At 46.9% G+C, this 12,745-nt stretch carries 6 protein-coding genes and 1 pseudogene; 6 read left to right on the top strand and 1 reads right to left on the bottom strand.

What is annotated here, in order from left to right; all coding sequences use genetic code 11:
* Positions 1–11: 11 nt before the first annotated feature.
* Entirely contained in the window at positions 12–548 is a 537-nt protein-coding gene (locus ABJ081_02420; GenBank protein ID MEP6355511.1) for a lipocalin family protein, read from the bottom strand.
* Positions 549–706: 158 nt separating this feature from the next.
* Here ABJ081_02420 and ABJ081_02415 point away from each other — a divergent pair, with 158 nt between their 5' ends.
* The 6 genes and pseudogenes from ABJ081_02415 to ABJ081_02390 form a co-directional block, all read left to right on the top strand.
* Positions 707–1,651, top strand: a complete 945-nt coding sequence (locus tag ABJ081_02415; GenBank protein MEP6355510.1) for a LysR family transcriptional regulator — start codon at positions 707–709, stop codon at positions 1,649–1,651.
* A gap of 366 nt (positions 1,652–2,017) precedes the next feature.
* Positions 2,018–6,181, top strand: coding sequence for a CHRD domain-containing protein (locus ABJ081_02410; protein ID MEP6355509.1), 4,164 nt, complete (start codon positions 2,018–2,020; stop codon positions 6,179–6,181).
* Between the two features lie 76 nt (positions 6,182–6,257).
* A complete protein-coding gene (locus ABJ081_02405) occupies positions 6,258–8,018 on the top strand; it encodes a type I secretion system permease/ATPase (protein ID MEP6355508.1) in 1,761 nt (586 codons plus the stop codon).
* The gene (locus ABJ081_02400) at positions 8,015–9,385 is read left to right on the top strand and encodes an HlyD family type I secretion periplasmic adaptor subunit (GenBank protein ID MEP6355507.1); all 1,371 of its coding nucleotides are present in this window, start codon (positions 8,015–8,017) and stop codon (positions 9,383–9,385) included. Before ABJ081_02405 ends, ABJ081_02400 begins: the two co-directional genes overlap by 4 nt.
* 196 nt (positions 9,386–9,581) lie before the next feature.
* Positions 9,582–11,390: pseudogene (locus ABJ081_02395) on the top strand (DUF2194 domain-containing protein).
* Positions 11,391–11,887: 497 nt separating this feature from the next.
* Positions 11,888–12,745, top strand: an 858-nt coding sequence (locus ABJ081_02390) for a hypothetical protein (GenBank protein ID MEP6355506.1), incomplete at its 3' end; no start/stop codon positions are given.

The raw sequence follows: 12,745 nt of genomic DNA, 5'->3' as shown, positions 1-12,745 counted from the left end.
TCGCGAGCGATCTATTGATTCCAGATCAGTTTTTCATTCGCATAGCCAAATTTTTTCAATTGCTTGAGTGCTTCAACTCGATGAACGGGTGATAGTCGCTTGGTGCGCGATAAAATCCAGACCCTTTTCCCGTTAGGGGTTCCCACGACAGCGGTGCGATAATTTGGGTCAACCCAATGAACGATATAGTCTGCGCGAAAGGTGAGGAATTTTTTGAATTCAACCTTGAAATAGCCAGGCTCGGGTTGTGTCGCAACGCCTTGTATTTTGATCAAACGAGCCCCTTTTTCGCAGGTGTTGGTGACAGAGAATTTCCCGCCTTCAATGCGATTATAAATGGCCTTCGAGTTTTTACATCCATTTTGATAAAACACAGGCAGACGCGCTATTTCATGCCATGTGCCCAGATAACGCTCGATATTAAATCCTTTGACGATGCGCGCATCAGCATGAGCTGGTACGCCAAGAATACCGGTTGTAAGCAGGCTCACGCAAAGGAGCGTCGCAACTTTCATTGCAGTTTTACGTGGAACGGCAAATGAAATCATTGTAGAGAGACCTCGATTAAAAGAGAACCTTGATGCGACATAGTGCGGGCAGAGATCACATGACAATCACGTTTTGTTAGATTGCAAATTTTAACTACCATTATATTAAACATAAGACAGCAAACACAAATGACCAACAAAACTGGTGGGCTCCACGTATGAACTTGAGAGATTTGGAGTATCTGGAAGCGGTAGCAGTTCATAAGAATTTTAGCCGTGCAGCCCTTGCCTGCAATGTTTCGCAACCTGCGCTATCCAGCCAAATTAAAAAGCTCGAACAAGAATTAGGTGTCGAGATTTTCGACCGGCGCAATAATGAAGTTTTGTTGACAGAGTTTGGTGCGCGCATAATCGACAAAGCAAGCGCAGTAAATCGCAATGCCCGTACAATAAAAGATGTTGCGATGCAGTTTAAAGATCAGGAGGCATTTCCGTTTAAACTCGGAATAACGCCAACACTCGCGCCTTATCTCATCGGCTATTTCCGCGATTTGATAGGTGATCTTTATCCCGCAATGCGGGTCGTTTTGGTGGAAGATAAACCGGTTCAATTGGCTCGAAAAATTGAAACGAGAGAGATCGACGTGGCTTTTCTCGCCCGTAAGACATTTGATAAATTAAATGGAAAACAAGAAAAAGCGACACTCTCCTTCCAGTCTTTATGGCTGGAACCTCTGTTTCTTGCAGCAAAGTCGGGCACGCCTTTAGCCACTCGCAAGAGTATTTTGGCAAAAGACGTTCCAGCTGATCGTCTTATTCGCTTCTCAATTCCTTTCGGTTATGAGTTGGAGAAAGATCTGCCAATGACGGCTGATGAGAACGAAACCAAAGTAGAGTTCGATGTCACAGCAGCTCGGTTTGAAACGGTTTGCCGACACATTAGCCACAGTGAGGATTGCACTATTGTCAATTCAATTGCGGCTGAGCAATTTACAAAAGACCGATGGGGTCTGTCTTTCGTCCCTTTTGAGGATGCTGGCAACAAACGCGATTTGGGTGTGGTTTCCCGCAAGGGTTATAATCGCCAGTCATTGCTGGACAACTTCACAACAGCGATTCTAGGGTCGCCACCAGCGGGTACTGTCGCTATTCCTAGTCTGTAGAACGACTCACTATGACATTTCATCTTGCGCCACGTACAAAGCGTTGGTGCGCGCAACTGTCTTATGAATGCATAGCGAGTTAAATCATGCATTATTTTGCCAAGAATTCAGAATAAATGATAAAAAAAATGTGAGTTGCCGTGAGCGGTTCAATATTCCGATTCCAGTTAAATGCCATAATACACTGTTTTAAATTGATTTTTTTCCGTAACGACCCGAGAGGTGTCGTGAGTATAATGAGTCCTTATATAACGCATAAGGACAATGTATTTCAGCCAAATTTGACTTTCTGCAAGGTTCCACGGACCCAAAGGCGCTACCCGTCTGCGCTGTTTGGACCCTTAAATTACCTATTGGAGAAAAGTCATGGCATCAGGGATTTTAGCAAGTTTACGCTCAAAGTTTTTGAATACGTCGTCGCTGGCTCAAGAAACAGTCCGCGATAACCAAACACTCGTACAAAGTTTCTTTCAAAACTCAGTTGTAGAACATGTTCCAGCATTTTTGCTGGATAATGATTTTGCGCGGCTTTTGAATTTTGGCCTTATCACAACACAAGACTCCCCTTCCGCTGTTTCTGTCACTGGTGATGATGCGGATGTTTTCAACTTCCGCTCTGCGTCAATTGACGCAAATGGCGAGAACGCGACCGGCATCGATGTGACAGGTAGCGCAGATATTCGCAACTTTGGCGATATCGCTGGCGACTTTAACGGCGTTAGCTTTTCAGGAAGTCAGTCTTCTGGAAGTCTCGATAACTTCTTTAACGCAACAATTTCATCAGATAGTCGTGCGGTAAACATTCAAGGTAACAATGTTGACGTGCGCAACTTCGGCAATATCTTGGGTACTGGCGATCAACGCAACGGTACAATCTACACAGACGCGAGCGCTGAGAATTTCTCAATCGGCAACTTTGCTGGTGGTATCATTGATGCGGGTGAAGGCAATCAAGGTGCGGCGATCTCTTTGCAAGTTGGCAATGTTGAAAATGATGTTGTGTCCGGCAATATCGTCAACGGTTTTGGCTCAACAATTCAAGGTCGCGGCCAAGCAGCCTCTGACACTACGCTTGCTGGTGACGGCATTCGGGTTGATAACGGCGCAGAAGGTACGGTCTTTGATAGTGATATCGTCAACAGTGGCCTTATCTCTTCTGAGAGCGAACAAGGTACAGCTGGTGGTATTCGCGTTGCGGATGGACAGGCGTTTGATGGCCAAATTTTGAACACACAAACAGGTGTGATTGAAGGCGCTGCCAATGGTCTTTATATTGGTGATGCGGAACATGATCTGGACGTATTCAACTTTGGTACGATCAGTTCAGACAGCCGCGCAGTAAACATTGATGGTACAGGCGTCGATCTTGTAAACGGCGGCACTATCATTGGTACTGGCGACCAACGCAATGGTACTGTTTATGCTGACGGTACTGCCAACAACTTCTCAGTTACAAACCTAGTCGGCGGCACAATCGATGCAGGCGTTGGTAACCAAGGTTCTGGCTTTGGTGTTGAGATTGGCGAAAATAGTAACAGTTTCGAACTCAATAACGCTGGCCTCATCCAAGGTCGCGGCGATGCTTCTGCCGGGTCAAACCTTGCAGGTGACGGTGTTCGTATTGGTAATGTTGGCAATATCGGCTCAACCGATGCAACAATCAACAATACCGGTACGATCACGTCTGAGGGTGCTAATGGCACTGTTGCTGGTGTGCGTTTCGTCAATGGTGTTTCATTCCAAGGCGAGTTTAACAATGCTGGCGAAATCAGCGGCGTACAAAACGGTGTTTATTTCGGTAACCCAGTTGATGGCGAAGGCGCTGACCACACGGGCGGTGTTTTCAACAACCTTGAAGGTGGTGTTATCTCTTCTGACAGCCGAGCGTTCAACATTGATGGCATCGGACTTGAAGTAAACAACGCTGGCGAAATTGTCGGTACAAGTGACCAACGCAATGGCACAGTTTACGCAGATGGAACCGCGCAAGACTTCACTTTCAATAACGCCTCAACCGGTGTTGTTGATGCAGGTGCAGGCAATCTAGGTTCTGGCTTTGGTGCAGAAATTGCTGGAAGCAACACGTTCACTTTGAACAATGCAGGCCTTATTCAAGGACGCGGCGATGCGGCGGCTGGAACCAATGCTGCTGGCGACGGTGTTCGCATCGGCAATGTTGGAAACACTGGTGACTTTGATGGTGACATTACAAACAGTGGCACAATCACATCAGAAGGTGCCAATGGAACCGTTGCGGGTGTGCGCGTTGTAAACGGCGTGAACTTCCAAGGTACATTGACCAATAGTGGTCTGATCTCTGGCGTTCAAAACGGTGTTTATTTCGGAACCAGCAATCACACAGGTGGTCAATTCATCAACACGGGTGAAGTAACATCTGATAGCCGTGCATTGAACATTGATGGTGAAGGTCTCGAAGTCATCAACGAAGGCTCAATCCTCGGCACGGGTGATCAGCGTAACGGTACTGTTTATGCAGATGCAACAGCGGATAATTATACGCTTACCAACCGTGGTCTGATCGATGCTGGAGAAGGCAACAATGGTTCTGGTGTATCGCTTCAAACAGGCGATGTGGCTGGCGATATTGTTTCTGCTTCCGTATTCAATGAAGGCACTATCCAAGGTCGCGGCGATGCGAGTGAAGGCAACACCATTGGTGATGGCTTGCGCGTATTTTCTGGTCAGGAAGATGCAAGTTTTGCTGGTGTTATTCAAAACGAAGGCCTTATCGCTGGTTCTGATACATCAGATGAAGCTGCGGGTATCCGTATTGATGGTGGTGTCGATCTTCTTGGTGCGATCATCAACGAAGGCGAAATTCGCGGTAACGTGAACGCCATTGATGCACGTGAAGCAGGCGCTGTGACGATCGTCAACGATGATGAAGGCGTGATCAATGGTAATGTATTGCTGGGTGACGGCGATGACATTCTGGTCAACCTTGGTGAAATCAATGGTGTGATCGACGGTGGTGCCGGACGTGATGCTATTATTGCTGGTGACGGCGACGACACGCTTGTTGGCGGTCTCGGCAGTGACTTCCTAGAAGGTGGAGACGGCATTGATACAGCTGACTTCTCAGATTTGGATGTTCCTGTAACAGTTCGTCTTGATGTAAATGGAAATGGTACAGCAACCCGTGAGACTGGTTTTTCTGTTGTTGTTGATGATGCGATCGTCAATGAAGCAGGCGGTTCTTATGGTGAGCAGTTCATCGAAGAAGCGGTTGCTGGAAATCTTTACTACAATATCCACACAACGGATTTTGCTGGTGGAGAAATTCGCGGTCAGCTGTTTGTTGAAAACGATGTAACCGAGGACGGTTTCCGCGTTATCACCTTGGCAGGCGATCTCGATGCAGCCCAAGAACCTGGTCCATTGTCTGACAGTGCAGCAACAGGTGATGCAACACTGACAATCAGACAAAACCTAGAAACAGGTGAAGTTGTTTACTCAAGCGAACTCAACGTTGTTGGCCTTGCTGAAAGTGACCTGCAAACACCGGCTCCAGGCGTTCTGTCTGCTATTCACTTGCACAATGCACCAGCTGGCATCAATGGCCCAGTGGTTCAAGATACGCTTGTGGATGCGGGTGCAACACTGGATGTGTCTGAACCAATCTCTGCACTTGGTGTTGTAGGTGAAGATGTCATCGATGAAGTTGTTGAGACTGACGTGCTGTTTTCAATTGAAAACGTTATCGGTTCTGACGACGTTGATACCATTGACTTGAGTGCATTTGGTGACGGCGTGACAATCGACCTTGATGTCAACACACCCCAACCTGGTCCTGCATCGCAAGATGGTGAAATCCGTGTTGATGGTGAAGTTGTTGGTGAAGTTGATGACTTTGAAAATGTCATCGGTACATCTGGCGATGATCTGATCTTGGGTAACAATGAAACCAACATCCTTGAAGGTGGTGCTGGTAATGATGCCATCCATTCCTTCGGTGGTGTCGACACCATTGATGGTGGGAGCGGTATTGATACTGCGCTCTTTTCAGCAGGTGGTGGCGTTACGCTTGATCTGGATGAAGATGGCAACGGTGTCGCGACCATAGGCGATGCGCTATCTGACACTGTTTTGAACTTTGAAAACATCAATGGTTCAAACAATGCCGCCAGTGCAAATGGTGGTGCTGATAATCTGTCAGGAAACTCCGGCGTTAACGTGCTCAACGGTCAAGCCGGTGATGACACGCTCAACGGCGAGGGTGGCAATGACACGCTTATCGGTGGCCTAGGCAACGATACGCTTATCGGTGGTGCAGGTGCAGACACGTTCATTTTTAATGAAGGCGACGGCATTGATACCATCGTCGACTTTGAAGCAGGCGTGGATAGCATCGATCTTCGTGACTTCGGTCCTGACTTCGACGTTGCAGGTGCGCTGTCTAATGCACAACAAGATGGTGACGATGCAGTCCTCAGCCTTGGTGAAGCAGCAAGCGTGCGCCTCGCAGGTATCGATGTTGATAGCCTAAGCGAAAACGACTTCGCGGCTTAATCCCTCCCAACAAACCGGAGTAGCGGCTGTGGCCGCTACTCCACTTCCCATTTAATCCATACGAAGAGGTGTCGTGATGGTCGATAATCAAAACCCAATTTCTACAGCAATGAAGGCTCTTAAGAGCGGTTTTGTTGCTATTGCTTTGTTCAGCCTTGTGTTGAACCTGTTGATGCTTACTGGTCCTCTTTACATGCTACAGGTCTATGACCGGGTACTGACAAGCCAAAATGGAGATACGTTGATTGCGTTGAGTCTTATTCTCGCCGGTGCTTTTCTTGTCATCGGACTGCTCGAGTTTATTCGTTCCCGTATTCTAAGTCGGCTTGGAACCAAGTTTGAATTGGATGTTGGCATTCCCGTTTTGACAAGTGCCATGCGCCGTAAAGTAGAAGGCCGGGCCAAAACCGGAGATAATGTCGTCGCCGATGTGAATGCCTTTCGCGATTTTCTTTCTGGCAGTGGGCTTATTCCATTCTTCGATATGCCGTGGGTTCCAATTTACCTTGGCGTTCTTTTCATCCTTCACCCCTATCTCGGATTGCTCGGTGTTATCGGTGCAGTTGTGCTGATTGTTCTTGCAATGATTAACAGTTCCGCGAGCAACGAACCAATGCAGCAAGTGGCGCATAATCGGGGTCGCAGCGATGGTTTATTTGAAACCTGCGAACGCAATGCGGAGCTTATCCAGTCTATGGGTATGCGTAACGATCTTGCTCGCCGTTGGAATTCGTTACAGATCACATCAAGTTATTTCAAAACCCAAGTGACAGATCGTATCTCGACTTTTGCAACGATCTCGAAAACCTTTCGCATGGCCTTACAGTCGGCAGTACTTGGTGTTGGTGCAGCACTCGCCATCACCGGCGACACCTCAGCCGGTGCTATGATTGCAGCAACCATCATCATTGGCCGTGCGCTCGCGCCCATTGACCAAGGAATTGGTCAATGGCGCACCCTATTGGCGGCGACTATGTCGTTCCGCAAACTCAAGCGCTTAACGCTGGATCACCCTATCGAAAAGCCTAAGCTGCCATTACCAGATGCTAGCTCAAGCCTCAGCGTAAATATCCAAAAAGCAGGTCCACCCTTGGCGCAAAATGCAACGCTATCAAACATTTCATTTAATATGGATGCTGGAGATGTTGTTGCTGTGATCGGACGCAGTGGATCGGGAAAGTCCACGCTTGCAAGAATGCTCGCTGGTATCTGGTTTCCCCAAAAAGGGGAGGTCTGTTTTGATAAAAACCCGACCAGCCAATGGAATGGTGATCAACTAGGCCGAATGGTCGGTTACCTTCCGCAAGATGTTGAACTGTTCGATGGCACTATCCGCAATAACATCGCCAGATTTGCGAATGATGTTGATGATGAAGGTGTCTATAAGGCGGCAACCGATGCAGGTGTTCACGATATGATTTTGGACTTACCTGATGGCTACGAAACAGAGCTTGGAAAAGACGGCGTATTCCTCTCCGGTGGACAGCGTCAACGCTTAGGCCTTGCACGGGCGCTTTACAAAGACCCGTTTCTTCTCGTGCTTGATGAACCAAATTCCAATCTGGATGCTAATGGCGATTCTGCCCTTTTACGAGCGGTCCAAGCAGCACAAATGCGTCGTGCGGTTGTCGTGGTGATGACCCATCGCCCAAGCGCCTTGCAAGCCGTGAATAAAGTTCTGATTCTCAACAATGGCACCCAAAGTAATTTTGGTCCTAAGGAAGAAGTGCTTCGACAACAAACCCGTCAAGTATTCGACAATAATCCGGTCAAACGCATTCAAGCAACAAGCGATGAAATTGCGAATGTCGCAGAAAACGTAAAGGTGCAATCATGAACCAGTCTCTTAAACCCTATACAGGAAATTCCAATGCACTATCTGCGCAGGATCTCTCTCAGGCCTATATGGCGAGTTCAACGCGAATCTCGCGATTGGTTATTTTGGGATTGCTTTGCGTTATGTTTTTTGTCGGTGGCTCCATTTATTGGTCATTGATGACAAAACTGGATGGTGCCGTCGTTGCGCCTGCTTCTTTCGTGGTGGAGGGAAACCGCAAAACAGTCCAACACCTTGAAGGGGGGATTGTCAGCGAACTTCTCATTAAAGAAGGTGATGTCGTCGAAGCCAATCAAACCTTGTTACGGCTCGATAGCACTGACACGGATGTCAATTTAACCGTGCTAGGCAGTCAGTTCTCCGAATTGGTTCTGCGTCGCGCTCGCCTTACGGCAGAGCTTCAAGATGACGATAGTTTTCCGCCTGTTCGTATCGATCCAGAGATTTCAAAGCGATTGGATGAGACAAGTTTTCTGGCTGCTTATCAGACCCAAAAACGCCTGTTTGATACGCAACGAATTGCAAGGCAAAGTGAGGAAGAAATCATGCAGCAACGGGTTGAAAGTCTAAATCAAGAAATTGAAGGATTAGAAAATCAACGTGAAGCGAACCAAAATCAACTCACTATCGCAAGACGCGAATTAGGCGCCCTACAAAAGCTTTTAAAACAAGGCTACACGTCAGAAAGCCGTGTGAATGTTGTGAAGCGTGAAATTGAACGGCTACGTGGTCAAGACGCGTCTTTTAAAACCTCCCAAGCACGGGCGCGCAATCAAATTGGCGAGCTACAGCTCACCGCTTTAAGTGAGCAAAAGAACCGACGGGAACGGGCAACCGCAGAACTTGCTGCAACTCAAGCGCAATTGGCGACTGTAGAGCCGCAATATTTAGGTGCTGTACAACGGCAAAAACGCATTGATGTGAAAGCGCCAGTCAGCGGTAAGATTGTCAATTTGAACATCTACACACAAGGTGGTGTCATCCGTCCAGGTGAAGATATTTTAGATATTGTGCCCGCAGATGAAGCCTTGGTCGTGGCGGCTCGTGTTAGTCCGACTGATATCGAAAAACTGCGCATTGGACAAGAAACGCGCGTTCGCCTAACCGCATTCGATCAAACCAATGTGCCGGAAGCGCAAGGCATTATCTTAGACCTTTCTGCCGACAGCATTCGTGACGAACGCAGCGGTGCTGAGTATTTTGTTGCGAAAGTGGAGCTTGCTGCGGAGCAGTCAGCCGATGTCGAAGATTTAAAGTTCGTGCCCGGTATGCCTGCTGATATCTTCGTCAACACGGGTGAGCGCAGAGCGATTAGCTATCTCTTGCAACCACTCAGCAATCGCCTTTCACGCACATTCATTGAATAGCCGAAAGTTCGAAGTGAGAAACAAGAAAAGCACCGTCTATTATAGATAGTAGATGGTGCTTACTTATGCTTGTCCGGTTTCATATTAAGATGGGGAAGCTGTCGCTTTCTTGGCGTTTATTGCAACAAATAGAATTTCCAGTAATATTTCCCACGAATTGAAATAAATCCAATTGAAAGTATATCAAGGAAATGGAATGAGATATTGGTTAGAGTTCTTAAGGACAAAGGTTCAAGGACTTGGAGCACTCAATGAACGGCCAAAACTGCTTGAGTTTTTGGTCATTATCCACTCCGAAGATCAACATGGAATAAAAGTGATGGAAAATGTCTGCGCTAGCTTTGCGCAGGCGAAAATGCAATTCACTGTCTTAGACTTGGCATCGCAAAACAGCTGGCCAAATCTCGATGCCTATATGGGCATCGTATTATGTACTGAAAGAATTAAACAAATAAACGCTGTTCAAGCGTTAGAAATAGAAAAATACGTGCATAATGGCGGCGGGCTTCTTGTGGCTTACCGCAGCTGGAATCGTTCATTGGAAAACATATTTGGATTTTCCTCTCCCTCCGAATTCCTTGAAGTTCTATCGCCTGGGTCAAGTGGTTTCGACTTTTGTACGGAGTTATTTCCCGGTCTTTCCGAACTTCGGATAACCGATAATGATTGGCATTTTAATCATTATCAACTGGACTTGAATCAGAAAGATTTGAATGCAGATTGCGAAGTTCTGATCACGGATATCGAAAAGCGACCGATAGCTTGGTTCCATCGGCCAGGTGCCGGAAGGGTAGTATATTGGAATACTGGGATCCTCAGCAGCCGCCTGCTGCGTGGGTTTGTCCTCCAAACGGCTTTGCTTATATTGCCACTTGGTGTCAGTAGCATTGCAGGTGTTGGCTTAATACATGTGGATGATTTCCCCCCTGCTTTATCGGATTTGGAGACAGAACCAATCTCTACTGAGTTTCCGGGGATGACACATAACGAGTTTTACTACGACATTTGGCTTCCTGATATGATGGCTCTCAAAGAACATTATGGGTTGAAATACACGTTCTACACAATAATGGATTACGCCGATAATGACACAACCCAACCTGCTAAATTGAACGTTGAATACGACAGAACCCTTTCGAAGGAATTGAAGCAACGGTTTGCGCATGTAGTTAACAATGTAGAAGATGATGAATTCGGTTTCCACGGTTACAACCACGAACCACTAACCGAACAATGCTGACCAGAAATTGATTGCGTTGAATCCAAATTAAGGTATGCCCGCGATCTATGGCAGCGAAACGTTCCATTCGAGCTGCCAGTTTCATTCGTTCCAGCGAACAACTGGTATCATCAAGACCATATCAAATTACTTAAAAAAATCTTTCCTGAAATTTCAACCGTTAGCAGCTTGTATTCATTTGGAGATCGAGACATGGGTGGAGCTCGGGAAATTGGCCCAGAGCCCTGGGAAGACTCCCTTCTGTCTTTGCCGCGTGAAACCTTTGGATATATCCCGAACCCTCGCGAGATGATGATGATGCTCTCCCAGATTGCTGCCACCGGGTTTTGGAGCCATTTCATTCACCCTGACGATGTTTTTGATATTCCTGAGGATGGCAAAAATATTACTTATGTCAGAAATAAGAACCATAGGAATTGGCGAGGTGTTAACGCCGATGGATCTGAAAGCTTATTATCTGAACTGGATAACTGGATTGGAACAGTAAAATCTTTGTTCCCCTGGCTTGAATTTCTCACGACGGCTCAAGCCGCAGATCGATTCAGGATTATTAGTCAATCCCAAAATCAAATTTCAATCTCTAGAAAAAAAATAGAAATTCAGTCACCGTTATCAGGCTTGTATTACGTGAGAACTGACAAATCTATCAAGCTTAAACCAGAAAGTAGTGGACAGGTGCTTGATGCTAAATTCGTATTTAATGGTATTCTGCATATTATTAGGAGTCCACCAGGCAAGGGTGTTTTCTTAATACAAGATGCATGACGTTATCTATCTAATTCTCCCTTATGTAATCGACCTATGTGATTTCATAGGCGCTGAGCGGGGACAAATATAAGGTAATTTGGAACCAAGAGCTGTCTAAACTAAGAGAGAGTTCAGCTCATCTTGTTGGTTTCATTATGCGGCCCTGTTTTGCATAGGCTTGTCTGCTGCGATGTAATGCAACCAACCTGCACATATCCTGACACCATTTGAGCACAGCTATGCTGGTCAGCTCGGATGAGTGTCCTGTCCATACATTTGTTTAGAGGACAGCACTAAAACAAGTCCAAGCGACAACAAATTTTATCTAATATTAACCATAATCCAAGATTGTACCGCAAATATCAATTTTTTAAATCTTTACTTGTAGTGGCGCACAAAAAGGTTGAAGCGGAGTTAGGTCTTTGGATTGTGGGCGTAAAGTTGCACTGGGACGTGCACTGAAATCTAGTAAAAAACAACAATTTACTCGTAAATTCGAAGGTCGAGCTTTTTGTGTGGCTCTCCTAGCGAGTGCTGCAATTTGCTTAACCAGTCTTGAAGCATCGGCGCAAAACATAATCCAAAACCCCGGTTTTGAAATAAACCCACCGTCAAACTTCGGTAACAATGTGGGCCATTCGATTTCTCCGTGGGTGATCGGTCCCGGCCAGCAGCCTAATGTGGTGCAGGTAGACGGTGCGGGCGGTCAGAGTTTTTCTTCAGGTACATTCGGCCCTGAATTTGACGCGCAAAATGGTGGTACGGGTGCAGGTGGCAACGTAAATCAGCACTATCTGGACGTGGCAGATGGATCAAACGATTTCTTCCAATCGTTTACAGTGCCTGCATGTGTCACGGATACGGCCGATATCTCCTATACGCTTTCAGGTTTTTTCTCGCTTCGAGCTGGTGCTGGAGGCTCGGGCGGCGCTGGAGCGACTGGCTCAATCCGTATCTTGAATGGGGTCGGTACAGCCGGTGTGCTTGTTGGCTCTCCTGCGACTGCTATCATTCCCGCAAGTCCAGGCGCGCCAAATACTTGGGTTCAAACAAGCGCAACAGTCGACCTTGTGCAGGGTGTTACATATTCTTTTGTCGTGGAAATGCCTGATCCGGTAAATTTTGACGAAGCTTCACTCACATTTGCCTCGACTTCTTGTCTGGACATTGAAGCGAGCGATGACGATTTTAGTACGACGCCATTCGATAATACGGGTGGTACGACTGCGACTGTTTTGACGAACGATACGTTAAACGGCGCACTTGTCTCGACTGATGGTTCTCAAACAACAATCTCTATAACCGATGCTGATGGCCTGACCGGTGTGACCATTGCTGATGACGGTGTCATCACCGTTCCAGCGAACACGACG

This window comes from Hyphomicrobiales bacterium (assembly GCA_039989895.1).
Classification (GTDB): Bacteria; Pseudomonadota; Alphaproteobacteria; order Rhizobiales; family JACESI01; genus JACESI01.
The sequence above is the reverse complement of the archived record's forward strand: the minus strand, read 5'-3'. Positions and strand labels throughout refer to the sequence as shown.